Annotated in this window: 25 protein-coding genes; 19 read left to right on the forward strand and 6 right to left on the reverse strand. The window is 73.3% G+C overall.

Annotated elements, in window-relative coordinates:
- Nucleotides 1-56: 56 nt before the first annotated feature.
- The 5 genes from B085_RS0132440 (at nt 57) to B085_RS49715 (ending at nt 4,376) form a co-directional block, all read left to right on the forward strand.
- On the forward strand, nt 57-1,061 hold the full coding sequence (locus tag B085_RS0132440; RefSeq protein WP_037732927.1) for a L,D-transpeptidase family protein: 1,005 nt from the start codon (nt 57-59) through the stop codon (nt 1,059-1,061).
- Nucleotides 1,062-1,096: 35 nt separating this feature from the next.
- Nucleotides 1,097-2,233 carry an alanine racemase gene (gene alr / locus B085_RS0132445; protein WP_026251684.1) on the forward strand — a complete coding sequence of 379 codons (1,137 nt, stop codon included), beginning with the start codon at nt 1,097-1,099 and terminating at the stop codon, nt 2,231-2,233.
- 32 nt (nt 2,234-2,265) lie between these two features.
- Nucleotides 2,266-3,546, forward strand: coding sequence for an alpha/beta fold hydrolase (locus B085_RS44490; RefSeq protein WP_078620174.1), 1,281 nt, complete (start codon nt 2,266-2,268; stop codon nt 3,544-3,546).
- 11 nt (nt 3,547-3,557) lie between these two features.
- On the forward strand, nt 3,558-4,082 hold the full coding sequence (gene tsaE / locus B085_RS0132455) for a tRNA (adenosine(37)-N6)-threonylcarbamoyltransferase complex ATPase subunit type 1 TsaE (protein ID WP_018562779.1): 525 nt from the start codon (nt 3,558-3,560) through the stop codon (nt 4,080-4,082).
- Nucleotides 4,083-4,205: 123 nt separating this feature from the next.
- Nucleotides 4,206-4,376, forward strand: a complete 171-nt coding sequence (locus tag B085_RS49715) for a hypothetical protein (RefSeq protein WP_018562780.1) — start codon at nt 4,206-4,208, stop codon at nt 4,374-4,376.
- A gap of 103 nt (nt 4,377-4,479) precedes the next feature.
- Here B085_RS49715 and B085_RS0132465 read toward each other — a convergent pair whose 3' ends face one another.
- Nucleotides 4,480-5,022 (reverse strand): L,D-transpeptidase, encoded by a 543-nt coding sequence (locus B085_RS0132465; RefSeq protein WP_018562781.1) that lies wholly within the window; start codon nt 5,020-5,022, stop codon nt 4,480-4,482.
- A gap of 164 nt (nt 5,023-5,186) precedes the next feature.
- On the opposite strand from B085_RS0132465, the gene tsaB reads away from it, so the two are divergent.
- The 5 genes from tsaB to B085_RS44500 all read left to right on the forward strand — a co-directional run bounded on the left by tsaB (nt 5,187) and on the right by B085_RS44500 (nt 8,510).
- A complete protein-coding gene (gene tsaB, locus B085_RS0132470; protein ID WP_018562782.1) occupies nt 5,187-5,840 on the forward strand; it encodes a tRNA (adenosine(37)-N6)-threonylcarbamoyltransferase complex dimerization subunit type 1 TsaB in 654 nt (217 codons plus the stop codon).
- 17 nt (nt 5,841-5,857) lie between these two features.
- Entirely contained in the window at nt 5,858-6,352 is a 495-nt protein-coding gene (gene rimI, locus B085_RS44495) for a ribosomal protein S18-alanine N-acetyltransferase (RefSeq protein WP_179280217.1), read from the forward strand.
- Entirely contained in the window at nt 6,345-7,460 is a 1,116-nt protein-coding gene (gene tsaD / locus B085_RS0132480) for a tRNA (adenosine(37)-N6)-threonylcarbamoyltransferase complex transferase subunit TsaD (RefSeq protein WP_018562784.1), read from the forward strand. The genes rimI and tsaD overlap by 8 nt, the downstream gene beginning before the upstream one ends.
- On the forward strand, nt 7,457-7,717 hold the full coding sequence (locus B085_RS0132485; protein ID WP_018562785.1) for a hypothetical protein: 261 nt from the start codon (nt 7,457-7,459) through the stop codon (nt 7,715-7,717). The genes tsaD and B085_RS0132485 overlap by 4 nt, the downstream gene beginning before the upstream one ends.
- A gap of 139 nt (nt 7,718-7,856) precedes the next feature.
- Nucleotides 7,857-8,510, forward strand: a complete 654-nt coding sequence (locus B085_RS44500; protein WP_018562786.1) for an HAD family hydrolase — start codon at nt 7,857-7,859, stop codon at nt 8,508-8,510.
- Between the two features lie 6 nt (nt 8,511-8,516).
- Here the strand turns inward: B085_RS44500 and B085_RS0132495 are convergent, their stop codons facing one another.
- A complete protein-coding gene (locus B085_RS0132495; protein WP_018562787.1) occupies nt 8,517-9,713 on the reverse strand; it encodes a THUMP-like domain-containing protein in 1,197 nt (398 codons plus the stop codon).
- 335 nt (nt 9,714-10,048) lie between these two features.
- On the opposite strand from B085_RS0132495, the gene groES reads away from it, so the two are divergent.
- Both groES and groL read left to right on the forward strand, forming a co-directional pair.
- Nucleotides 10,049-10,357 carry a co-chaperone GroES gene (gene groES, locus B085_RS0132500; RefSeq protein WP_018562788.1) on the forward strand — a complete coding sequence of 103 codons (309 nt, stop codon included), beginning with the start codon at nt 10,049-10,051 and terminating at the stop codon, nt 10,355-10,357.
- 124 nt (nt 10,358-10,481) lie between these two features.
- Nucleotides 10,482-12,104, forward strand: a complete 1,623-nt coding sequence (gene groL / locus B085_RS0132505; protein ID WP_018562789.1) for a chaperonin GroEL — start codon at nt 10,482-10,484, stop codon at nt 12,102-12,104.
- 66 nt (nt 12,105-12,170) lie between these two features.
- Here groL and B085_RS0132510 read toward each other — a convergent pair whose 3' ends face one another.
- Nucleotides 12,171-12,956 (reverse strand): SDR family NAD(P)-dependent oxidoreductase, encoded by a 786-nt coding sequence (locus B085_RS0132510; protein WP_018562790.1) that lies wholly within the window; start codon nt 12,954-12,956, stop codon nt 12,171-12,173.
- Nucleotides 12,957-13,069: 113 nt separating this feature from the next.
- Complete coding sequence (locus B085_RS0132515) at nt 13,070-14,125, reverse strand: aminotransferase class V-fold PLP-dependent enzyme (RefSeq protein WP_018562791.1); 1,056 nt, start codon at nt 14,123-14,125, stop codon at nt 13,070-13,072.
- A gap of 84 nt (nt 14,126-14,209) precedes the next feature.
- On the opposite strand from B085_RS0132515, the gene B085_RS0132520 reads away from it, so the two are divergent.
- Nucleotides 14,210-15,133 carry a LysR family transcriptional regulator gene (locus tag B085_RS0132520; protein ID WP_018562792.1) on the forward strand — a complete coding sequence of 308 codons (924 nt, stop codon included), beginning with the start codon at nt 14,210-14,212 and terminating at the stop codon, nt 15,131-15,133.
- A 68-nt stretch (nt 15,134-15,201) separates the two neighbouring features.
- Here B085_RS0132520 and B085_RS0132525 read toward each other — a convergent pair whose 3' ends face one another.
- Nucleotides 15,202-15,516: a WhiB family transcriptional regulator gene (locus B085_RS0132525; protein ID WP_018562793.1), complete on the reverse strand. Its 315-nt coding sequence runs from the start codon at nt 15,514-15,516 to the stop codon at nt 15,202-15,204.
- Nucleotides 15,517-15,986: 470 nt separating this feature from the next.
- Here B085_RS0132525 and B085_RS0132530 point away from each other — a divergent pair, with 470 nt between their 5' ends.
- The 4 genes from B085_RS0132530 (at nt 15,987) to B085_RS0132545 (ending at nt 20,284) form a co-directional block, all read left to right on the forward strand.
- Nucleotides 15,987-16,598 carry a response regulator transcription factor gene (locus tag B085_RS0132530; RefSeq protein WP_003948568.1) on the forward strand — a complete coding sequence of 204 codons (612 nt, stop codon included), beginning with the start codon at nt 15,987-15,989 and terminating at the stop codon, nt 16,596-16,598.
- A 240-nt stretch (nt 16,599-16,838) separates the two neighbouring features.
- Nucleotides 16,839-17,453, forward strand: a complete 615-nt coding sequence (locus B085_RS0132535) for a sigma-70 family RNA polymerase sigma factor (protein WP_026251686.1) — start codon at nt 16,839-16,841, stop codon at nt 17,451-17,453.
- Nucleotides 17,454-17,551: 98 nt separating this feature from the next.
- Nucleotides 17,552-19,054, forward strand: coding sequence for an IMP dehydrogenase (gene guaB / locus B085_RS0132540; RefSeq protein WP_018562795.1), 1,503 nt, complete (start codon nt 17,552-17,554; stop codon nt 19,052-19,054).
- Nucleotides 19,055-19,162: 108 nt separating this feature from the next.
- Complete coding sequence (locus B085_RS0132545; protein WP_018562796.1) at nt 19,163-20,284, forward strand: GuaB3 family IMP dehydrogenase-related protein; 1,122 nt, start codon at nt 19,163-19,165, stop codon at nt 20,282-20,284.
- Between the two features lie 67 nt (nt 20,285-20,351).
- Here the strand turns inward: B085_RS0132545 and B085_RS0132550 are convergent, their stop codons facing one another.
- Entirely contained in the window at nt 20,352-21,587 is a 1,236-nt protein-coding gene (locus B085_RS0132550; RefSeq protein ID WP_018562797.1) for a nucleotide sugar dehydrogenase, read from the reverse strand.
- Between the two features lie 1,066 nt (nt 21,588-22,653).
- Here B085_RS0132550 and B085_RS0132555 point away from each other — a divergent pair.
- A complete protein-coding gene (locus B085_RS0132555; RefSeq protein WP_018562798.1) occupies nt 22,654-24,360 on the forward strand; it encodes a glycerol-3-phosphate dehydrogenase/oxidase in 1,707 nt (568 codons plus the stop codon).
- Nucleotides 24,361-24,462: 102 nt separating this feature from the next.
- Nucleotides 24,463-24,964, forward strand: a 502-nt coding sequence (locus B085_RS0132560; protein ID WP_018561837.1) for a serine/threonine-protein kinase, incomplete at its 3' end; no start/stop codon positions are given.

Consider the following 24,964-nt stretch of genomic DNA (forward strand, 5'->3'; position numbering starts at 1 on the left):
GTGGAGTCCGCCGACGCTGCGTTCCCCAGGGCGGCCGCGGGTCAATTTGTGTGTTCATGGGAACGTATGCCAGAAGTAGGGCCCGGCTGCTCACCGCGGCGGTGATCGCCCTGGCGGCACTCGGTGCGCACACGACGGCCGTCGCGGACGACGGCGACCGGCCGGTGCCGGTTGACCGGCTCGTGCCCGGGGTCCCCTTCGGACCGGTGGCCTCCCGTCAGGTCGACACCCCCGACCAGGGCGCCCCGCCCCGCCGGATCGGCATGCCGGCCGCCGAGCCCCAGCGCAGCGCCGCGCCCGCCGAGGACGAGGACGAGGACTGGGTGGACCCGCAGCTGGTGGAGTTCGTGCCGGCCGAGGACGTCGAGCGGGCCCGGAAGTTCCAGGAGGAGCGGGCGGCGGCGGAGGAGAACGAGGACCCGTACTACGACGAGGGCGACGGGGAGAACCCCGAGCCCGGCGAGTACTGCACCACCTTCACGGGCCCCTACCAGCGCGAGGCGGAGAAGCGGCTGCGGCTGCCGGTGAACGGCAGCCAGTCCGCGGCCGACTGCGCGGAGATCCGCCGCTTCCAGAAGTCCAGGGGCATCGTTCCCGCCACCGGCTTCGCGGGGCCCACCACCTGGGGTTACCTCCGCCTCGACGAGGCCACCAGGAAGGGCCCGAACGCCTCGCGCCGGTGCCCGGCCCCGGCCCGGGGCAAGCGCATCGTCTGCATCGACCTCAACCGCCAGCTGCTGTGGGTGCAGAGCAGCAGCACCAAGGTCGTCTTCGGCCCGGTCGCCATCCGCAGCGGCCGCAAGGGCTATCTCACCCGCACCGGCCGCTTCTCCGTCTACTGGCGACACAAGAACCACGTATCGGACATCTACGACGCACCGATGCCGTACAGCCAGTTCTTCAGCGGCGGCCAGGCGATGCACGCCACTCCCGGAAGCGTCTACAAGGCGCCCGGATCGCACGGCTGCATCAACCTCTCCAACCGCAACGCGCGCCTGCTGTGGAACGTCCTGAAGATCCAGGAGGCGGTGTACGTGTGGGGAACCAAACCCGCCACGTGACGGTGGAACAGGCCCGGCCTGAGACACTGGGCGCGATGGATGAGACGAATCTGCGCGCCCAGGCCACGGTCGACCTCGCCGCCCTGCGGTCCAACGTCGTGGCGCTGCGCGCCCGCGCGCCCCGCTCCGGGCTCATGGCCGTGGTCAAGGCGGACGCTTACGGCCACGGGACAGTGCCGTGCGCCAGGGCCGCCCTGGAGGCGGGCGCCGGCTGGCTCGGCACGGCCACGCCCGATGAGGCGCTGGCCCTGCGCGCGGCCGGGATCACGGCCCCCGTGCTGTGCTGGCTGTGGACTCCGGGCGGCCCCTGGCGGGCCGCCGTGGAGGCGGACGTCGACGTGACGGTCAGCGCGCTGTGGGCGCTGCGGGAGGTCTCGGAGGCTGCCGCGGCCGCGGGCCGTACCGCGCGCGTCCAGCTGAAGGCGGACACGGGCCTGGGCCGCAACGGCGCCCAGCCCTCGGAGTGGCCCGACCTGGTCGCCGCCGCCCGGGCCGCCGAGGCGGAGGGACTGGTCAAGGTCACCGGGCTGTGGTCGCACTTCGCCTGCGCCGACGAGCCCGGTCACCCCTCCATCGCGGCGCAGCTCGCCGTCTTCCGGACCGCCCTGGAGACCGCGGAGCGCGCCGGACTGCGCCCCGAGGTCCGGCACATGGCGAACTCCCCGGCCACCCTGACCCTGCCCGAGGCGCACTTCGACCTGGTCAGGACCGGCGTGGCGATGTACGGGATCTCGCCAATCCCGCAGGTCGGCGGCCCGGCCGAGTTCGGGCTGCGGCCGGTGATGACGCTGTCGGCGCGGCTGGCCTCGGCCAAGCGCGTCCCCGGGGGCCACGGTGTCTCGTACGGGCACCACTACACGACGCCCGGCGAGACCACCCTCGCCCTGGTGCCGGTCGGGTACGCCGACGGCGTCCCGCGGCACGCCTCGGGCACCGGCCCGGTGCTGGTGGCGGGCAAGTGGCGGACGGTCGCCGGGCGGGTGGCGATGGACCAGTTCGTGGTCGACCTCGGGGGCGACCGCGCCGACGCCGGTGACGAGGCGGTACTGTTCGGCCCCGGTGACCGCGGCGAGCCGACCGCCGAGGACTGGGCGCGGGCGGCGGGCACCATCGCGTACGAGATCGTCACTCGGATCGGGTCCCGGGTGCCGCGCGTCTACGTGGGTACGTAAACGCGTAGCCGAGGGGAAGCAGCGGTACGACCATGACGGAGAGCGGTAAAGCGACGGGGGCGATCGAGGCGGTGGCCGAGGCGGCCGCCGCCTCCGGGCGCTGGCAGCGCGCCGGGATCGTCGGCGCGGCCATCGGAGTCGTGGCGGCGGGCGCCGCCGCCGGTGTGGCGCTGGAACGGGCCACGGTCGGCCGGGGTATGCGCAAGCGCGCCCGGCTCGCCCTCGACCTGGCCGGGCCCTACGGCTCGCTGCGCGGGATGCCGGGCCGGGCCGTCGCAGAGGACGGCACCGAGCTCTACTACGAGGTCGAGGAGGCGGAGCCGGCGGTGGCCGACGCGGCCGCGCCGCCGCGCCGCTGGCAGTTCTTCCGCCGTGGCGGTCAGGCACCGCCGCTGACCGTGGTCTTCTGCCACGGCTACTGCCTCAACCAGGACTCCTGGCACTTCCAGCGCGCCGCGCTGCGCGGGGCGATACGCGCCGTCTACTGGGACCAGCGCAGCCACGGCCGCTCCGGCCGGGGCAAGGACCAGGAGGACGGCGGGCCCGCCACGATCGACCAGCTCGGCCGCGACCTGAAGGCGGTCCTGGACGCCGCCGCGCCGGAGGGCCCGCTGGTGCTCGTCGGGCACTCCATGGGGGGCATGACGGTCATGGCCTTCGCCGACCAGTTCCCCGAGGTGGTCGCCGAGCGGGTGGCCGGCTTCGCCTTCGTCGGCACCTCGTCCGGCAAGCTGGCCAGCGTGACGCTCGGTCTGCCGGCGGCGGGCGCGCGGGCGCTGCGGGCGCTGGCGCCGGGGGTGCTGCGGATCCTGGGCACCCAGGTCGACCTGGTGGAGCGGGGGCGCCGGGCCACGGCCGACCTCTTCGCCGGGATCATCAAGCGCTACTCCTTCGGCTCCGACGTGGACCCGGGCGTCGCGCGCTTCGCCGAGCGGATGATCGAGTCGACCCCGATCGACGTGGTCGCGGAGTTCTACCCGGCCTTCACCGAGCACGAGAAGAGCGAGGCCCTGGACGTGCTGGACGGCCTGCCCGGGCTCGTACTCGCCGGGGACAAGGACCTGCTGACGCCGAGTGAGCACAGCCGGTCCATCGCCGAGCGCCTGCCGGACACCGAGCTGGTGGTGGTGCCCGGTGCCGGGCACCTGGTGATGCTGGAGCACCCCGAGCTGGTGAGCACGCACCTGGCCGCGCTGCTCGCCGAGGCGGCCGACGCCTCGCGCGCCCCGGTCCCGCAGGCGCTGCGCGAACTGGCGGTGCCGCCGCAGGCGGGGCCGGGCAGGGCGGACCGGGTGGTCTCCGGCGGCGCGTAGCATTCGGGCACATGGGCATGGAAGCCATCGGCATGGAAGCGATCCGGGTCACGGTCAAGACCCCTGAACAGATGCGCGAACTGGGGCGCCGCCTCGCGCCGCTGCTGCGCGCCGGAGACCTCGTCGTCCTCAGCGGTGACCTGGGCGCGGGCAAGACCACGCTGACCCGTGGCCTCGGTGAGGGCATGGGCGTCCGGGGCGCGGTGACGTCGCCGACCTTCGTGATCGCGCGGGTGCACCCCTCGCTGTCCGGCGGTCCGGCCCTGGTGCACGTGGACGCGTACCGGCTGTCCGGCGGCCTCGGCGAGATGGAGGACCTGGACCTCGACGTCTCGCTGCCGGAGTCGGTGGTCGTGGTCGAGTGGGGCGAGGGCAAGGTCGAGGAGCTCTCCGACGACCGGCTGCAGCTGGTGATCCACCGCGCGGTGGGGGAGGTCGCGGGGAACGGGCAGGAGGACCACGACGTGCGCGAGGTCGTCGTCACCGGCGTCGGCGCACGCTGGGCCGGTGCGGACCTGGCGGGGCTCGGCGTCTGAGCGCGTAACCGTTCCGACATGGTGTCGGGAAGATGTTGCGTGCGGCACGTCCCACGTGTTCTTCTGGAGACAGGAGCGGGTTAGGGCTGCCTAACCCGACCCCGTCGGACCCAGGAGGCATCCATGTCGGCCCACACGGCCCCGGAGCCGGAGCCGGGTTACTCGGTGCAGGCGCTGCTCGCGGCGTCCGCGGCGGCGAACGCGGTGTGCACCCCGCCGGGGGAGCACGACGAGCCGGAACCGGACGCGACACAGGACGAGCCCACGACGCGGCCCCAGGCGGACGCGGCCTGAGCGGGAGCGATCCGCGCCCGGGCCGGAGTGGCCGGGCGGTGGGAGGCGGGGTGCCCGCCGCCCGTCGTACCGGCCCCGGGGGCGTTCACTCTTCCGGGGGAAATCAGCGGACGACGACGATCTTGCTGCCGATCGTCGCGAACTTCCACAGCGCCGCGCCGTCCTTCCGCTTCTCGCGGATGCCGCCGGTCTGCTGGCCCGGGGGCGGGGCGTCGGGCAGGGAGCCGTCCTTCGCCGCGCTGAAGCCGATCACCACGCTGTCCACCGTGGTGAACCGCACCACGTTCTCGACGGCCACACCGTCGCCGCCGACGCCGGAGGCGCTGCGGGAGGCCACGGTGTAGGTGCCGGGGGCGGGGTCGACGGTGCCGGGGACGACCACGTAGGTGGTGCGCGCCTTCCCGTCCTCGCCGACCAGCCACACACGGTCCGCGCGGAGCGAGTACACGACCCTGGTGCCGCTGCCGGAGGCCGGGGGGAGCTCGTTCTTCCTCTCCGGCGAGGGCGAGGCGGAGGCCGCAGCGGTGGTGCCGGCGCCGTCGGCGGCCGCGGGGCGGACGTCCTCGGGCATCTCGTCGGCGGAGCTGGAGGCCTGGACGGCGAGTACGCCGACGGCGGCCAGGGCGGCTGCGGTCAGTCCGGTCACGATCGTCCCTGAACCGATCCTTGCCACGGCTTTCCTCCGGAGGTGGGCGTCACGCTGGGTTGACGTTAGCAGCCGTGCCGCACGGCGACGGGAGCGCCGTCCCGGGCGGCGGCGGCGCCCCCGTCCTGGCGGGGCCACCCCGGTGAACGCCGTAGGCTGAACGCGTGCTGCTGCTTGCCTTCGATACCGCAACCCCCGCCGTGACGGTCGCCCTCCACGACGGCCGGCGCGTGCTCGCAGAGTCGACGGAGATCGACGCGCGACGGCACGGGGAACTGCTGATGCCCGCCGTGGACCGCGTGCTGCGGGAGGCCGGGACCGTGCTGGGCGACGTGACCGGGATCGTGGTCGGCGTCGGCCCCGGCCCGTACACGGGGCTGCGCGTCGGACTGGTGACCGCGGTCTCCTTCGCCGACGTCCTCGGCGTCCCCGTCCACGGGATCTGCACCCTCGACGGACTGGCGTACGCCGCCGGCGTCCAGGGGCCGTTCGCCGTGGCCACGGACGCCCGCCGCAAGGAGGTCTACTGGGCCCGGTACGAGGGCCCGCGGGCCCGGGTGACCGACCCGGCCGTGGACCGGCCCGGCGACATCGCCGACGAGGTCGCGGGCGTGCCCGCGGTGGGCGCGGGCGCCGCCCTCTACCCCGAGGTCTTCACCGACGTCCGGCCGCCCGCCGACCAGTCCGCCGCCGCGCTGGCCGCGCTCGCCGCCGCGAAGCTGGCGGACGGCGAGGAGTTCCTCCCCCCGCTGCCGCTCTATCTGCGCCGCCCGGACGCCCAGGTGCCCGCCGGCTACAAGGCGGTCCTGCCGAAGTGACCGCGGTGATGCGCGAGATGCGCTGGTGGGACCTGGACCCGGTGATGGAGCTGGAACACGGGCTCTTCCCGGACGACGCGTGGTCGCGAGGGATGTTCTGGTCCGAACTGGCCGACGCGCGGCACCCTTCGGCGACCCGGTACTACGTCGTGGCCGAGGACGGCACCGGACGGGTCGTCGGCTACGCGGGCCTGGCCGCCGTCGGCGGCACCGGCGACGTGCAGACCATCGCCGTCGCCACCGACCAGTGGGGCACCGGCCTCGGCGCCCGGCTGCTCGCCGAACTGCTGCGCCGGGCCACCGCCTTCGAGTGCCACGAGGTGCTGCTGGAGGTGCGCGTCGACAACGTCCGGGCCCAGCGGCTGTACGCCCGCTTCGGCTTCGAGCCGATCGGCTTCCGGCGCGGCTACTACCAGCCGGGCAACGTCGACGCCCTCGTGATGAGGCTCGGCGAGCTGCCCGCCTCCCCTGACGTACCGGGACTACAAGGAACAGAGACCACCCATGGCTGACGAGCCCCTTGTCCTCGGCATCGAGACGTCCTGCGACGAGACCGGTGTCGGCATCGTGCGCGGGCACACCCTGCTCGCCGACGCGGTCGCGTCCAGCGTCGACGAGCACGCCCGCTTCGGCGGCGTCGTGCCCGAGGTCGCCAGCCGCGCGCACCTGGAGGCGATGGTCCCCACGATCCAGCGCGCGCTGAAGGAGGCCGGCGTCGCCGCCTCCGACCTCGACGGGATCGCCGTCACCGCGGGCCCCGGGCTCGCGGGCGCCCTGCTGGTCGGCGTGTCCGCGGCCAAGGCGTACGCCTACGCGCTCGGCAAGCCGCTGTACGGGGTCAACCATCTCGCCTCGCACATCTGCGTGGACCAGCTGGAGCACGGGCCGCTGCCCGAGCCGACGATGGCGCTGCTGGTGTCCGGCGGCCACTCCTCGCTGCTGCTGGCCCCCGACATCACCGGCGACGTGCGCCCGCTGGGCTCCACGATCGACGACGCGGCGGGTGAGGCCTTCGACAAGGTCGCCCGGGTGCTGGGCCTCGGCTTCCCCGGCGGCCCCGCCATCGACCGCGCGGCCCGCGAGGGCGATCCGGCCGCGATCCGCTTCCCCCGCGGCCTGACCGGCTCGCGCGACCCGGTCTACGACTTCTCCTTCTCCGGCCTGAAGACCGCGGTGGCCCGGTGGATCGAGTCCAAGCGCCGGGAGGGCGTGGAGGTGCCGGTCGCCGACGTGTCCGCGTCCTTCCAGGAGGCCGTCGTCGACGTCCTCACCCGCAAGGCGATCCGGGCCTGCAAGGACAACGGCGTCGACCATCTGATGATCGGCGGCGGCGTCGCGGCCAACACCCGGCTGCGCTCGCTGGCGCAGGAGCGCTGCGAGGACGCGGGGATCCTCCTGCGTGTGCCGCGGCCCAAGCTGTGCACCGACAACGGCGCCATGGTCGCGGCCCTCGGCGCGGAGATGGTGGCCCGCGGCCGGCCGTCGTCCACCTGGGACCTCCCGGCGGACTCCTCGCTGCAGGTCACGGACGTGTCCGTGCCCGGGCACACGCACGACCACGTCCACGACCACGTCCACGACCACGTCCACGAGCTCAGCAAGGACAACCTCTACTCGTGACCGTCGCCCTGATGTGGGAGGCCCGCGCCGTCGAGGGGCGCGGGCCCGACCTGCTGGCGTGGGCCCGCTCGCGGCAGCTCTCGCCGGCTCCGCTGCGCCGGGAGACCTTCTCCGCCCCGCAGGACCGGGTCCTGGTCATCACCTGGTGGGACGCCCCGTACGACGCCCCGCTGCCCGAACTCCCCGAACCGGACGAGGGGCTGGCCCGGCGGGCCGTCCACCGCTGGCGCTTCGAGTCGGTGGCGGAGGGGACGTAGGCCCTGGTCAGGGGAGTGCCGGTCGTATGATGAGTCCGGCGTCGACCGCAACCGGGTTTCTGTCGTGGCGTCCCCGAGCAGGCGTCCTGCCGGACGGCCGGTGTCCGGGAGGCGTTCCGGCAGGTGGCGAGAAGACCCGATGACCGACTCCGGCTGCGCCGTCCTCTTCGATCTCGACGGCGTCCTCATCGACAGCCGTCGGGCGATGCGGCAGGCGATCCTCGACGTCGCCCGCGCGGCCCTCGGCGAGCAGGTGGACGAGAGCCGCCTGCCGGCGGGGCTCGACCACCTTCCGCACCACGAGCACCTGGCACGGCTCGGCGTGACCGACGAGGAGACCGTGTTCGGGACCGCCTGGGAGGACGCACTCGCGCTCGCCACGTGGGGCGCGTCCCCGTTCCCGGGCGCCGCGGGCCTGCTGCGCGACCTCGCGGCCTCCGGCACGGCGATCGGGGTGGTGACGATGCAGCCCGCGAGCCGGGTGGCACGGCTCGTCCCCGCGGAGCTGTCCGCGAACTTCGGCGTGGTGGTCGGGTGGGGCGACGCGGCGCCGAAGCCCTCCGGGGAGGGGATCCTGCTCGCGCTCGACCGGCTCGGGGTGCCGCCGGGGCGCGCCTGCTTCGTGGGCGACAGCCCATCCGACGTCGCCGCCGCGGCCGCCGCCGGGGTCCCCTCGATCGGCGCGCTCTGGGGATACACCGGCCCCGCCCTGGGGAACTGCGGGCCCACCGCCCTCGCCGGTGCCCTCTCCGACCTGCCGGGCCTCGTGGGGAGCCTTCTGGGGCCCGCGTAGCCGCCGTCAGGCGCGTGCGGGGCCGCTCGTCCCGGCCGGGCTGCCCAGCAGCATGCTCGGGGCGCCCGCGACGCGGGTCAGGAAGACCGTGGCCGCGTGCGGGCCCTGGGGCTTGACCCGGCGGCGCACCTCCTCCGGTTCGACGGCCGAGCCGCGCTTCTTCACGGTCAGCACGCCGACCTCGCGTTCGCGCAGCAGCGCCTTGAGCCGCTTGAGGTTGAAGGGCAGCACATCGGTGATCTCGTAGGCGGTCGCGTACGGCGTGGTGTGCTGCTCGTCCGAGGTGACGTAGGCGATGGTCGGGTCGATCAGCCCGCCGCCGACCCGCGCCGCCACGTCGGCCACCATGTGGGCCCGGATGACCGCGCCGTCCGGCTCGTACAGCCACCGCCCCACGGGGCGCACCTGCGGGTCGGGGAGCCCGGCGGCGGGCAGCGTGGCCCCCGACGGCAGGAGCGTCGCGCGGCGGGTGCCCGGCGCGGTGCCGAACCACAACACGGCCTCCTTCACGTCGCCGTGGTCGGAGACCCACTCCGCCTCGGCGTCCTCCGGCACGGCCTCGTGCGGGATGCCCGGCGCCACCTTCAGGGCGGCCAGCGGCGCCTTCCGTGCCGCCGCGACCGCCCACGACAGGGGCGGGGAGTACGCCTCGGGGTCGAAGATCCTGCCGCGCCCGCCGCGCCGGGCGGGATCGACGAAGACGGCGTCACAGCCGTCCGCGGCGATCTCCGTCACATCGGCGCAGCGCACCTCGATCAGACCGGCCAGCCCCAGCGCCTCCGCGTTCGCCCGCACCACCGCGCAGGTCAGCGGGGAGCGGTCGACCGCCAGCACCTCCACCCCGGCGCGGGCCAGCGGGACGGCGTCCCCGCCGATCCCGCAGCACAGGTCCGCCAGCCGCCGCACCCCGAGGGCGGCGAACCGCTCGGCACGGTGCCGGGCGACGGAGGCCCGCGTCGACTGCTCGACCCCGTCGGGCGTGAAGTACATCCGGTAGGCGTCCTCGCCGAACTTCACCGCCGCCCGCTGCCGCAGCCGCGCCTGCGTCAGCGCGGCCGCCACCAGCCCGGCGTCGTGCTCCCGCCGCAGCCGCGTCGCGGTCGCCAGTTCGGCGGCGGGGTCGTAGTCCCGCAGGGAGGCCAGCAGCGACTGCCCCTCGTCGGTCAGGAGAGCCGAGAACGCGTCAAGATCCACGCCGTCCATTGTCCCGCGGCGCCGCGGCGCGCCGGACCGGCCGGGCGCACGTGCCCGCGGGTGAGCGGAATCGCCGCCTCCGCCCTGCCGTGCCCGGCGTGTGCCGGGCCCGGAACCGTACGTCCGAGCGCACCGTTCCCCGGGTGGAGAGCGGCTCGTACGGCGCGGCGTTGGCACTCCGCTTGACCGAGTGCTAAGCGCGTCCTAGTCTCGGACCTGGCACTCAGCCATGCCGAGTGCCAACACAAACGCGACGGGCAGGTCCGGCACCCGCGACGACGGGCCTACCAGGTCGCCACCCAGACAGACACTCCCGTGAGCCCTTTGAAGGGGGAGGTCGGATCGTGACGACCGCCAGCACCAAGGTTGCCATCAAGCCGCTCGAGGACCGCATCGTGGTCCAGCCGCTGGATGCCGAGCAGACCACCGCCTCCGGCCTGGTCATCCCGGACACCGCCAAGGAGAAGCCCCAGGAGGGCGTCGTCCTGGCCGTCGGCCCGGGTCGCTTCGAGGACGGCAACCGCATCCCGCTCGACGTCAAGGTCGGCGACATCGTGCTGTACAGCAAGTACGGCGGCACCGAGGTCAAGTACAGCGGCGAGGAGTACCTCGTCCTCTCGGCTCGCGACGTCCTCGCGATCGTCGAGAAGTAGAACCGGCGCCGCTCTTAACCGAGAAATGCCGTGACCACGCCCCGGGCACACCGAGTCCACGCACGGACCGGGGACCCGGGGCGCGGTCTTTGACGAGAACCCAAAGACGAGGAAATCCGCCGGTATGGCCAAGATCCTGAAGTTCGACGAGGACGCCCGTCGCGCCCTCGAGCGTGGCGTCAACAAGCTCGCCGACACCGTGAAGGTGACCATCGGCCCCAAGGGCCGCAACGTCGTCATCGACAAGAAGTTCGGCGCCCCGACCATCACCAACGACGGTGTGACCATCGCGCGTGAGGTCGAGATCGACGACCCGTACGAGAACCTCGGTGCGCAGCTGGTGAAGGAGGTGGCGACCAAGACCAACGACATCGCGGGCGACGGCACCACCACCGCCACCGTGCTGGCCCAGGCGCTCGTCCGCGAGGGTCTGCGCAACGTCGCCGCCGGCGCCTCCCCGGCCGCCCTGAAGAAGGGCATCGACGCCGCCGTCAAGGCCGTCTCGGACGAGCTGCTCGCCACCGCCCGCCCGATCGAGGGCAAGGAGGACGTCGCCGCCGTCGCCGCCCTGTCCGCCCAGGACAAGCAGGTCGGCGAGCTGATCGCCGAGGCGATCGACAAGGTCGGCAAGGACGGTGTCATCACCGTCGAGGAGTCCAACACCTTCGGGCTGGAGCTGGACTTCACCGAGGGCATGGCCTTCGACAAGGGCTACCTGTCGCCGTACTTCGTGACGGACCAGGAGCGCCAGGAGGCCGTCCTGGAGGACCCGTACATCCTCATCACCCAGGGCAAGATCTCCTCCATCCAGGACCTGCTCCCGCTGCTGGAGAAGATCCTGCAGGCCGGCGCCTCCAAGCCGCTGCTGATCATCGCCGAGGACGTCGAGGGCGAGGCCCTGTCGACCCTGGTGGTCAACAAGATCCGCGGCACCTTCAACGCGGTCGCGGTCAAGGCCCCCGGCTTCGGCGACCGCCGCAAGGCCATGCTCGGCGACATCGCCACCCTCACCGGCGGCACCGTCGTCGCCGAGGAGGTCGGCCTCAAGCTCGACCAGGTCGGCCTGGACGTGCTCGGCACCGCCCGCCGCGTGACCGTCACCAAGGACGACACCACCGTCGTCGACGGCGCCGGCGAGTCCGCGGAGATCAGCGGCCGGATCAACCAGATCAAGGCCGAGATCGCCGCGACCGACTCCGACTGGGACCGCGAGAAGCTCCAGGAGCGCCTCGCCAAGCTGGCCGGCGGCGTGTGCGTCATCCGCGTCGGCGCGGCCACCGAGGTCGAGCTCAAGGAGAAGAAGCACCGTCTGGAGGACGCCATCTCCGCGACCCGCGCCGCGGTCGAGGAGGGCATCGTCTCCGGTGGTGGCTCCGCGCTCGTCCACGCCGTCAAGGTGCTCGACGACAACCTCGGCAAGACCGGCGACGAGGCCACCGGTGTGGCGGTCGTCCGCCGCGCCGCGGTCGAGCCGCTGCGCTGGATCGCCGAGAACGCGGGCCTGGAGGGCTACGTCATCACCTCCAAGGTCTCCGAGCTGGAGAAGGGCCACGGCTTCAACGCCGCGACCGGCGAGTACGGCGACCTGGTGAAGTCCGGCGTCATCGACCCGGTCAAGGTCACCCGCTCCGCCCTGGAGAACGCCGCCTCCATCGCCTCCCTGCTCCTCACCACCGAGACCCTCGTGGTGGAGAAGAAGGAGGAGGAGCCCGCCGAGGCCGGTCACGGCCACGGCCACTCCCACTGAGCTGGACCGCGAAGGCCCCCGTTCCCGCCCGGGAACGGGGGCCTTCGGGCTGCCGGGGGACCGGCCTCAGTCGCGGGGGTAGGCAGGCCCGAAGCGCCGCCCCGCCTTCGCCGAGAACCGGCCGAGCGCCCCGCTCGGCGCCAGCCGGGCCGCGGCCACCGCGGCCTTGTAGCGGGGGTCGGGCACGCTGAGGGAGCGGCCGCGGGCCAGATCGCGCAGGGCCGCGGCGACCACCTTGTCGGCGTCCAGCCACGCCCAGGAGGGGATTGCGCCGGTGTCCATCCCGGCCCGCTCGTGGAACTCGGTGCGGACGAAGCCCGGACACAGCGCCATCAGCCGCACCCCGGTGCCCGCGAGCTCCCGGGCCACGCCCTGGGTGAAGCTGACGACCCACGCCTTGCTCGCCCCGTACGTGCCGCGCGGCAGGAAGGCCGCCACCGAGGCCACGTTGACCACGAAGCCGCGCCCGCGCTCCCGCATGGCCCCCGTCGCGGCGGAGGTCAGCCGCAGCACCGCCTCGCAGTGCACCTTGAGCATGGTCAGCTCGTCGGCCATCGGCACGTCGCCGAAGCCGCCCCGGTTGCCGAAGCCCGCGTTGTTGACCAGTAGGTCCACGGGGTGCTCGCGGTCCCGCAGCCGTGCCTCGACCGTCTCGATGCCCTTGTCCGCCGACAGGTCGGCGGGCAGCACCTCCACGGTCACCCCGTACGCCTGCCGCAGCTCCTGCGCGCACTCCTCCAGCCGCCGCCCGTCGCGGGCGACCAGGACCAGGGCGTGACCGTCCGCCGCGAGCCGGCGCGCGAACGCCGCGCCGATCCCCGCGGTGGCTCCCGTGATCAGTGAAGTCGTCATGCCCCGCAGGCTAGTGAGCCCCCGTGCGTCCGCGGGCCGCGGCGCGCACATCCTGCGGGAGCGCTTCCGCCGCCGTCAGCCGGGGGTTGGGGGAGGGCATGTGACGACACGGCCTAGCCCGCGAGCACGCGCAGCAGCCGGTCCACGTCCGCCTCGGTGTTGTACAGGTGGAAGGCCGCCCGCAGGTTCCCCGCACGGGCCGAGACCCGGATGCCGGCGGCGGCCAGCCGCTCCGCCGCGTCGCCCAGGCCCGGGACGGCCACGATCGCCGAGGCCGCCGGGCCGGACGGCACGGGCTTGTGGCCGAGCCGCAGCAGACCCGCCCGGAAGCGCTCCGCCAGCGCGATGTCGTGGGCGCCGATGGCCTCGACGCCCAGTTCCTCGACCAGTGCCAGCGAGGCCGCCCCTGCCAGGTACGGCAGCAGCGGCGGCATCACGTCGAACCGCCGGGCGGACCCTGCGAGGTGCGCGACCGGCCCGTAGCAGTCGCCCCACGGGTCCTCGGCCGCGAACCAGCCGGCGAACTGCGCCGACAGCCCGTCCTCGGCGCCCTCCCGCACGGTCAGGAAGGACACCCCGCGCGGGGCGAGCAGCCACTTGTAACCGCCGCACACGACGTAGTCGAGGCCGTCCGCGCGCAGCGGCAGCCAGCCGACCGCCTGCGTGGCGTCGACGAGCACACGCGCGCCGTGCCGGGCCGCGGCCTCGCGGACCGCCGCGAGGTCGGCGACCCGGCCGTCCGCGGACTGCACCGCGCTGACCGCGACGAGGTCGGTTTCGGGACGTACGGCGTCGGCGACGCCCTCCAGGGGCACGGCACGCACCGTGACGTCGGCGCGGGAGGCGAAGGGGTTGACGAGCGAGCTGAAGTCACCGTCGGCCAGCACCACTTCGGCCCCGGCGGGGAGCGCCGCGGCGATCATGCCGACGTGTGTGGTGACCGAGGAGCCGACCGCGACGCGGTCGGCGGCGACCCCGGTGAGCCGGGCGTAGGCGGCGCGGGCGGCGCCCAGGGCGCGCTCGTCGCGCACCCAGTTGTCGGTGCCGTCGGACCAGGCGGCCACGGCGGTGCGCAGCGCCTCGACGGCGCGGAGCGGGCCGATGCCCGACGATGCGGTGTTGAGGTAGCTGATCCCGTCGTCCAGCGCGAATTCCCCGGTGATGTCCATGGTTCCTCAGCCTGCGCCCAGGACTGCCCCAAGTCCACCATCGATCACCGAACGCGACCCCCAAGGAATACTTATGCCCGGAGCGTGTTCGAGGCCCGCCACCTTCGCGTGCTGCGCGCCGTGGCCCGCTCCGGCTCGCTGTCGGGCGCCGCGCGGGAGCTGGGCTGCACCCAGCCCGCGGTCAGCCGGCAGATGAAGGCCCTGGAACTCGCCGTGGGCACCCCGCTGCTGGTCCGCGGCGGGCGCACGACCCGGCTGACCGAGGCGGGCGAGGCGCTGGCCCGGCACGCGAGCGGCGTCCTCGCGGGGCTGGCCGCCGCCGAGGAGGAGGTCGCGGCCATCGGGGGCCTGCGCGCCGGGCGGGTGCGGATGGTGTCGTTCCCGAGCGCGGGCCCGTCCCTGGTGCCCACCGCCCTGGCGGCGATGCGTGCCGCGCACCCGGACGTACGGATCACACTGGCCGAGGCGCAGCCGCCGCGAGCGGTGCGGATGCTGCGCGGCGGGGAGTGCGAACTGGCGCTGGTCTACCGCTACGCGGACGACGCGGGCGGGGAGGACGCGGCCGCGTGGGAGGGGTTCCTGGTGCGGCCGTTGCTGACCGACCGGCTCTTCGCGGTGCTGCCGGCCGGGCACGCGCTGGCGCGCGCCTGCGGCCCGGTCCGGCTGTCCGACCTCGCGGACGAGGCGTGGATCGCGGGCTGCCCGTACTGCCGCCGGCACCTGGTCGAGCTGTGCGGGCGGGAGGGTTTCGAGCCGCGCATCGACTTCGCCACGGACGACTACCCGGCGGCGGTCGGCCTGGTGGCGTCGGGAATGGGCGTCTCGGCGCAGCCCGGCCTCGCGCTGGAGGCGGTGCGGCTGCGCGGGGTGGCCGTGCGCGAACTGCGCCCGTCCGTACGCCGGGACGTGGTCGCGCTGACGCTGCCCGACCTGGCTCAGGTGCCGGCTGTCGACATGATGCCGGGCCGGCTGCGGCTGGCCGCTCTGCGCGACCCGTCGGCGGTCTGAGTACCCGGTACCGCGGGCACCCCGCCGTTTGTGGTGAAACGTTTCCTCGTCGGCTGACGTCCGGTGCGTCAATGACCGCCGGTGGCGTGCGAGCTCATGACCCGGTTGCGGGACCGGCCCATCATCTCCTCGCGCTCGTCCTCGGTGAGTCCGCCCCAGACCCCGTAGGGCTCGCGGACCGTCAGAGCGTGCGTCGCGCACTCGGCGCGGACGGGGCAGCGCATGCACACCTCCTTGGCCGCCGCCTCGCGCGCGCTCCGGGCGGCACCGCGCTCTCCCTCGGGGTGGAAGAACAGGGAGCTGTCGACGCCGCGGCAGGCGGCGACGAGCTGCCAGTCCCAGAGGTCGGCGTTCGGGCCCGGGAGGCGGGAGAAGTCTGCCATTGCTCATCTCCTCGAGAGGTGGGCTGCAGGGACACCGTCCAGGCGCGAAGCTCTGGGAGGGTGCTGTCGACGGTACATCTACTGTCGAAGTAGATGTAAATATGATTCATCACAAAATCGCCAACGAACTCCCGCCATGCGGGTAAAAAGCCTCCAAACAGGCAAAATCTGACATTGCCCCCCGGTCGGCGGCGGCCCTGTGCTGCAAGCGGGCGCCCGTTGTGCCGGTTTTTGGGGCTCGGTGAACCCTTGCGACCTGCGACGTTGCTGATCCGTGTCGGTCCGGGCACGGAGAGTGCGGGAGTCGCCCGCCAAACTCCGTAACTCTTTCGAGTGAGGGTCGTTGAAGGTGCGGAAGTGGTTGGCGGTCGAACTAATCGGGCAGGCGCCCGAGGCCGTCATCCCCACCGGTGAACGATTCGTACAGCCTGGAGGCTCAACGTGACGCGGATCAGCTGCGGAGGACGGTCATGACTTCCGTTCTCGTCTGCGACGACTCCCCGCTTGCCCGAGAGGCCCTGCGCCGCGCGGTTGCGACCGTGCCCGGCGTGGAGCGTGTGACGACCGCGGCCAACGGCGAGGAAGTCCTCCGCCGCTGGGGCGCCGACCGCTCGGACCTCATCCTCATGGACGTCCGGATGCCCGGCCTCGGCGGCGTCGAGACCGTACGGCGGCTGCTGTCCGCCGACCCCGGCGCCCGCATCATCATGCTCACGGTCGCCGAGGACCTGGACGGCGTGGCCCTCGCGGTCGCCGCCGGTGCCCGCGGATACCTGCACAAGGACGCCTCGCGCGCCGAGTTGCGGGCCACGGTCACCCAGGCGCTGGCCGACCCGACCTGGCGGCTCGCCCCGCGCCGGCTGCGCTCGGCCGAGATGGGCGCCGCCCCGACCCTGACCGCCCGCGAGATCCAGGTGCTGGAGGGCATGAGCCACGGCCGCTCCAACGCGGAGATCGGCCGCGAGCTCTTCCTCTCCGAGGACACCGTCAAGACGCACGCGCGACGCCTCTTCAAGAAGCTCGGCGCCTCGGACCGGGCCCACGCGGTGGCGCTCGGCTTCCGCTGGGGCCTGGTGCGCTGAGGGGCCGATGAGCTGTGGGGCAGCTGTGCGGCTGCCCCGCTCGTACCGGTTTCCGCGCCGAGGGCGCATGCTTGAGGCATGGACTCTCGGGGAAACGGTCGGGCGGGGCGGCGGGTGCATGACATGACTACGGCCGGTGCGGCCCCTCGAAACGCTCCGCACGGCACTCCGCATAACGCTTCGGAGCACAACCACGGGTGTGAGCCCACGGAGCGGCCCGCGGCGATGCACTATGGACGGATGCGCGACGAGGCCACCGGCAATGAGACAGCCATAGGGGCACTCGTACGTCGGGCCGTGGACGGCGACGAGCAGGCGACGCACGATCTGCTCGCCCATGTGCACCCACTCGCCCAGCGCTACTGCCGTACCAGGCTGTCGCGGCTGCCGGGTGACGCGCGCCACTTCGTGGAGGACCTCGCCCAGGAGGTCTGCCTCGCGGTGCTGTGCGCCCTGCCCCGCTACCGGGACCAGGGCCGGCCCTTCGAGGCCTTCGTCTTCGGCATCGCGGCACACAAGGTCGCCGACCTCCAGCGGGCCGCCATGCGCGGTCCGGGCTCGACGGCCGTGCCCTCCGACGAGATGCCCGAGCAGCCGGACGACTCACTCGGGCCCGAGGAGCGGGCGCTGCTCAGCAGCGACGCGGAGTGGGCGAAGAAGCTGCTCGCCAACCTCCCGGAGCACCAGCGGGAGCTGGTGCTGCTCCGCGTCGCCGTGGGCCTCACCGCGGAGGAGACCGGTCAGGTGCTCGGCATGTCGCCGGGCGCCGTCCGGGTCGCCCAGCACCGCGCGCTGTCCCGGCTGCGGGCGCTGGCGGAGGAAGCGGCCGCGGGCGCCCCCGGGTTGAGCGCCTAGCCACCCCCGCCCGGCCCCCGCCCCGGGGGCGGAACTGGTTTCCCGCGGGAGCCATTAGCATTGAACATCTCGCCGGGCAAGACCATGGGGAAGGTGTCATGACGCTGAACGCCGACGGAGTAGCCGACAAGTTCGGGCTGCTCGGACTCACCTACGACGATGTGCTGCTGCTCCCAGGTGCGTCGGACGTCGTGCCGAACCAGGTCGACACCCGCTCGAAGGTCTCCCGGAACGTCAGCGTGAACATCCCGCTGCTGTCGGCGGCGATGGACAAGGTCACCGAGGCGCGGATGGCCATCGCGATGGCCCGCCAGGGCGGTGTGGGCGTGCTCCACCGCAACCTGTCCGTCGAGGACCAGGTCAACCAGGTCGACCTGGTGAAGCGGTCCGAGTCCGGCATGGTGACCGACCCGATCACCGTCCACCCCGACGCCACCCTCGCCGAGGCCGACGCCCTGTGCGGCAAGTTCCGCATCAGCGGCGTCCCCGTCACCGACGCCTCCGGCAGGCTGCTGGGCATCGTGACCAACCGCGACATGGCCTTCGAGAGCGACCGCTCCCAGCAGGTCCGCGAGGTCATGACGCCGATGCCGCTGGTCACCGGCAAGGTCGGCATCTCCGGCGTCGAGGCGATGGACCTGCTGCGCAAGCACAAGATCGAGAAGCTGCCGCTCGTCGACGACGAGGGCCGCCTCAAGGGCCTGATCACGGTCAAGGACTTCGTGAAGGCCGAGAAGTACCCCAACGCCGCCAAGGACGCCGAGGGCCGGCTGCTGGTCGGCGCTGCGGTGGGCGTCGGCGACGAGTCCTTCGTCCGCGCCCAGCGGCTGGTCGAGGCCGGTGCCGACTTCCTGGTGATCGACAGCGCGCACGGCCACAGCCGCGGCATCCTCGACATGGTCGCCAAGGTCAAGGCCAACATCAAGATCGACGTGGTGGCCGGCAACGTCGCCACCCGCGACGGCGCCCAGGCGCTGATCGACGCGGGCGCCGACGGCATCAAGGTCGGTGTCGGCCCCGGCTCCATCTGCACCACCCGCGTGGTCGCCGGCGTCGGCGCCCCCCAGGTGACGGCGATCTACGAGGCCTCCCTGGCGGCCGGCCCGGCCGGCGTCCCGCTCATCGGCGACGGCGGCCTGCAGTACTCCGGCGACATCGCCAAGGCCATCGCGGCCGGCGCCGACACCGTCATGCTGGGCAGCCTCCTCGCGGGCTGCGAGGAGTCGCCGGGCGAGCTGCTCTTCATCAACGGCAAGCAGTTCAAGTCGTACCGCGGCATGGGTTCGCTCGGCGCGATGCAGTCGCGCGGGCAGGCCCAGTCCTACTCCAAGGACCGGTACTTCCAGGACAACGTGCTCTCCGAGGACAAGCTCGTCCCCGAGGGCATCGAGGGCCAGGTGCCCTACCGCGGCCCGCTCTCCGCGGTGGCCCACCAGCTCATCGGCGGTCTGCGCTCCTCCATGGGATACGTCGGCTCCGCGACGATCCCCGAGCTCAAGGAGAAGGGCCGCTTCGTGCGGATCACCGCCGCCGGGCTCAAGGAGAGCCACCCGCACGACATCCAGATGACCACCGAGGCGCCGAACTACCACGGGCGCTGACGGTACGAGCGGACGATCCGGAGCCCGCGGCCCCGTACGGCCGCGGGCTTCCGCCTGCCCTGCCTGGGATACTGGACGGGCAGGCCACGAAGGAAAGGCATAGCGACAGTGACTGAGATCGAGATCGGGCGGGGCAAGCGCGGCCGCAGGGCATACGCATTCGACGACATCGCCGTCGTCCCGAGCCGCCGTACGCGAGACCCCAAGGAGGTCTCGATCGCGTGGCAGATCGACGCCTACCGCTTCGAGCTGCCTTTCCTCGCGGCCCCGATGGACTCCGTGGTCTCCCCGGAGACCGCGATCCGCATCGGCAACCTCGGCGGGCTCGGCGTGCTCAACCTCGAGGGTCTGTGGACCCGCTACGAGGACCCCGAGCCGCTGCTCGCCGAGATCGCCGAGCTGGACGACGCCACCGTCACCCGGCGGCTGCAGGAGCTCTACGCGGCGCCGATCAAGGAGGAGCTGATCGGGCAGCGCATCAAGGAGGTGCGCGACGCCGGTGTGGTCACGGCCGCCGCGCTCTCCCCGCAGCGCACCGCGCAGTTCTCCAAGGCCGTGGTCGACGCGGGCGTGGACATCTTCGTCATCCGCGGCACGACGGTCTCCGCCGAGCACGTGTCGGGTTCCCACGAGCCGCTCAACCTGAAGCAGTTCATCTACGAACTCGACGTCCCGGTCATCGTCGGCGGCTGCGCCACCTACACCGCCGCGCTGCACCTGATGCGCACCGGTGCCGCGGGCGTCCTCGTCGGCTTCGGCGGCGGCGCCGCCCACACCACCCGCAACGTCCTCGGCATCCAGGTGCCGATGGCGACCGCGGTCGCCGACGTGGCGGCGGCTCGCCGCGACTACATGGACGAGTCCGGCGGCCGCTACGTGCACGTCATCGCCGACGGCGGCTTCGGCTCCAGCGGCGACCTGCCCAAGGCGATCGCCTGCGGCGCCGACTCGGTGATGATGGGCTCCCCCCTGGCCCGCGCCACCGACGCGCCCGGCCGCGGCTTCCACTGGGGCATGGAGGCCACCCACGAGGAGCTGCCGCGCGGCAAGCGCATGAACCTCGGCACCGCCGGCACGACCGAGCAGATCCTGCTCGGCCCCTCCCAGGCGCCCGACGGCTCCATGAACTTCTTCGGCGCGCTCCGGCGCGCGATGGCCACGACCGGCTACTCCGAGCTGAAGGAGTTCCAGCGGGTCGAGGTCACGGTGTCGCCGACGCACCACCGCTGACCGCCGCCGGGCCGCCACGGCACGGGGCCCGGACCGCCACCCGCGGTCCGGGCCCCTCGGCGTCCCCTCACAACCGTGCGGCCGCCCCGACCGGGGTGGCCCCGCGGGTGTCCAGCATCAACTGGGCCTTCACCGACAGGCCTTGCATGTCGTAGGTGCGGTGGTGCTGGAGCAGGACCGTCAGGTCGGCGTCCGCCGCGGCCTCCCACAGCGAGTCGGCGCGGGGGACCGGGCGGTCCAGCACCCGCCACTGCGGGGCGTACGGGTCGTGGTAGCTCAGCTGCGCCCCCAGTTCGAGCAGGCGGCCGCCGATCTCGCCGGCCGGTGAGCGCTCCTGGTCCGGCAGGTCCGGCTTGTACGTCACGCCCAGCAGCAGCACCCGCGCCCCGCGCAACGACTTGCCGTGCTCGTTCAGCAGGGCCGCGGCGCGCTGCACCACGTAGCGCGGCATGCGGGCGTTGACCTCCTGCGCGTACTCGACCAGACGCAGCGGATGGCCGGGCACCCGGCCCTGGTACGGCGGATGCCCGGGGTCCAGCGGCATGGTGTGGCCCCCGACCCCGGGGCCGGGGCGGAAGGCCTGGAAGCCGTGGGGGCGGGTCTCGGCGCACCGGATGACGTCCCAGACGTCCACGCCGATGTCGTGGCAGAACACGGCCATCTCGTTGGCCAGCGCGATGTTGACGTGCCGGTAGTTCGTCTCCAGCAACTGCACCGCCTCCGCCTCGCGCACGCCCCGGGCCCGGACGATCCGCTCGGTGAACCGGCTGTAGAAGACGGCCGCGGCCTCCGTGCACGCGGGGGTGAGGCCGCCGATCACCTTCGGTGTGCCGGGGCGCCGCGCCGGGGCGTACGCCAGGTGGAAACCGTGGCCGGCCCGCAGTCCCGACCCCTCCTCCAGCAGCGGACGCAGGAAGTCCTCCGTCGTGCCCGGGTACACCGGCGACTCCAGGACCACCGTGCTGTGCGGCCGCAGTTGCCCGGCCAGCGCGCGGGCCGCCTCCGTCAGCGCCGTCAGGTCCGGCTCCCCGCGCTCCCCGGGCGGGGTCGGCGCGCACAGCACGGCCGCCCGCGCCCGGCCCAGGGCGGCCGTGTCCGCGGTCGCGCGGAAGCCCCCCGCGAGCATCCGCCGCACGTCGGCGGCGGCCAGCGCGCCGCAGGGCACCCGGCTGCCGGCGTTGATCGCCTCCACCACGTGCTCGTCCGGGTCGTACCCGATCACCCCGAGGCCGGCGGCGCTGGCCGCCTGCGCGAGGGGCAGGCCGGCGTGGCCGAGTCCGATGACAGCGAGGTCTGCGGGCATGGGGGTCCTCTCCTGCGACGGGGGGCGTCCTGGTACCCAAATGGCGCGAAATCAGGCTAACCAGACAGGTAGCTGATATGACTGCACGCCACGCGGTCCGGGGTGCCCGGGGTCGCTTGTTGCGGCGCGTTGTTGTGTGCGGGTTGGTTGCGCGTGCGGCGGGCGGTTCGCCCGCCCTCCCTCCCGATTGCCCCGGATGGTCAGTGGACGCCTCGCGGGGTGGGTGGTGGGCCGGGTGCGGGGCCTCCGGGGCTGCACGTCCTGGACTGGGTTATTTACGTGCATGGCGGGCACCTGCGCTCAGTGCCCCGGATGCCGCACACAAATATCCCGCAGCGTCCAGAACATCCACCCCTCCGACCCCGCCCCCTCCCTATCCGTGGGCGCCTGACGGCCGGAGGGGGGTAGGGGCGGTCCGGGCTTGCCGCACACGTCCTACTCGACGCCCACACCATCCAGCTCCTTGCCAGCAAAGGTGAACGGGCGCCGGTTCGGCCGCTCACCGAAGGACAGAGGTACGCCCCCTAAGCGCGCGCGGCATTGTTCGGCCTGCGGCCGTGGCACCTCCCGCTGGGGGCGGTTTCCTGCGGTGTGGGGAGGGGCGCACCCCTTCACCCTCCACCGGGCGTTGGTCGCCTCACGAAACGGAGGGGGCGGGGGAGTTGGGGGTCCCCCCGGCCGAAGGCTGGGGGAGGGTGGGCGTTCTGGACGCTGACGTGTATTTGTTGTGCGGCATCCGGGGTGGCAAGTGCAGGTGCCCGCCATGCACATAAATATGCGGTACAGAATGCCCAGCCCCGGAGGCCCCGCCCCCGGCCCACCATGCACGCGCGAGGCCCGCACCAACCGTGCCGGGCAATCGGGAGGGCGGGCGGGGGATGCCCGCCGCAGGCGCAAACAACCCGCACACAACCACCGCGCAGCCCGGCGCAGCCGCAGCCACAACGGACCCGCACACGCAACCGGCCCGGCGAAGCCCGACGTGCCGCGCGTCACGACACGGGTAACGATCGTGAGGACGGGGAATGCGCTCAGGCGCGACCCCGCGTCACGACGGGAGGCCAGGATGCTGACGGCGACACTGGGACCGGCGGAGCGTTCCTCCGCGCTCGCCCGGATGGCGGAACAGGAACTCGACGTACTCGTGGTGGGCGCGGGCGTCGTGGGCGCCGGGACGGCGCTGGACGCCGCGACGCGCGGGCTGGCGACCGGCATCGTGGAGGCCCGCGACTGGGCGTCCGGGACGTCGAGCCGGTCGAGCAAGCTGATCCACGGCGGGCTGCGCTACCTGGAGATGCTGGACTTCGCCCTGGTCCGGGAGGCCCTCAAGGAGCGGGGTCTGCTGCTCCAGCGCCTGGCGCCGCACCTGGTGAAGCCGGTGCCGTTCCTGTACCCGCTGCAGCACCGGCTCTGGGAGCGCTTCTACGCGGGTGCCGGTGTGACGCTGTACGACACGATGGCGCTGTCCTCCGGGCACGGCCGCGGCCTGCCGCACCACCGCCACCTGAGCCGCAAGAGCGCGCTGCGCGTGGCGCCGTGTCTGCGGAAGGAGGCCCTGGTCGGGGCGCTGCAGTACTACGACGCGCAGATGGACGACGCCCGGTACACGATGACGCTGGTCAGGACGGCCTCCGCCTACGGCGCGCTGGCCGCGAACCGGGCCCGGGTGATCGGGTTCCTGCGCGAGGGCGAGCGCGTGGTGGGCGCCCGGGTCGAGGACGTGGAGGCCGGGGGCGTCTACGAGGTGCGTGCCCGGCAGATCGTGAACGCCACCGGGGTGTGGACGGACGACACGCAGGCGCTGATCGGGGAGCGCGGACAGTTCCACGTGCGCGCGTCCAAGGGCATACACCTGGTCGTGCCGAAGGACCGGATCCACTCCGCGACGGGGCTGATCCTGCGGACCGAGAAGAGCGTGCTCTTCGTGATCCCGTGGGGCCGCCACTGGATCGTCGGTACGACGGACACCGACTGGAGCCTGGACAAGTCGCACCCCGCCGCCTCCAGCGCCGACATCGACTACCTGCTGGAGCACGTCAACTCGGTGCTCGCCGTGCCTTTGACGCGGGACGACGTGGAGGGCGTGTACGCGGGGCTGCGCCCGCTGCTGGCGGGGGAGTCGGAGGCCACCAGCCAGCTCTCGCGCGAGCACACCGTGGCGCACCCGGTGCCGGGCCTGGTGGTGGTGGCGGGCGGCAAGTACACCACGTACCGGGTGATGGCCAAGGACGCGGTGGACGCGGCCGTGCACGGCCTGGCGCACCGCGTCGCGGAGTGCGTCACCGAGGAGGTCCCGCTGGCCGGCGCGGAGGGGTACCACGCCCTGTGGAACGCGCGGGCCCGGATCGCGGCGCGCACCGGTCTGCACGTGGCGCGGATCGAGCACCTGCTCAACCGCTACGGATCGCTCTGCGAGGAACTGCTGCAGCTGATCGAGGACGACCCCTCATTGGGCCGCCCGCTGGCCGGGGCCGACGACTACCTGCGCGCGGAGGTCGTCTACGCCGCGTCGCACGAGGGGGCGCGGCACCTGGACGACGTGCTCACCCGGCGCACCCGTATCTCCATCGAGACCTTCGACCGCGGCACGCTCAGCGCCCGCGAGGCCGCCGAGCTGATGGCGCCCGTCCTGGGCTGGGACAAGGAGCAGGTGGAGAAGGAGGTCGAGCACTACGAGAAGCGGGTCGAGGCCGAGCGGGAGTCCCAGCGGCAGCCCGACGACCAGACCGCTGACGCGGCCCGGCTGGGTGCCCCGGACATCGTCCCGCTGTAGCCGCCGCCGGTACGCCGGGTGAGGCGTGGGCCACGGCCTTGACGGGTTCCGTGGCCCGGCCGGATATCGTTCCTTCTCGTACGTGGCAGGAAGGGGCGCGCGATGTCCGACCTCGGACGCCTGGTGGCCGGGAGGTACCGGCTGGTGGAGCGGATCGGCCGTGGTGGTATGGGCACGGTGTGGCGGGCCGAGGACGAGCTGCTGGGGCGTGCGGTGGCGGTGAAGCGGTTGCATCCGCCGCAGCCGCATCTGCAGGACGACGAGCTGGAGACGTTGTTCGAGCGGACGCGTCGGGAGGCGCGCAGCGCGGCGCGGATCAGTCATCCGAATGTGGTGGTCGTGCATGACGTGGTGGATGACGAGGGTCTGCCGGTCATCGTGATGGAGTATGTGCCGTCGACGACGCTGGGTGATCTGCTNAAGGAGCGGGGTCCGGTGGGGCCGGGGGAGGCGGCGCGGATCGGGCGGGCGATGGTGGCGGCGTTGCGGGCGGCGCATGGGGCGGGGGTGCTGCATCGGGATGTGAAGCCGGGCAATGTGCTGCTGGCGGAGTCGGGCCGGGTGGTGCTGACGGATTTCGGGATCGCGCAGGCGTCGGGGACGT

Source organism: Streptomyces sp. BoleA5, assembly GCF_000373665.1.
Lineage (GTDB): Bacteria > Actinomycetota > Actinomycetes > Streptomycetales > Streptomycetaceae > Actinacidiphila.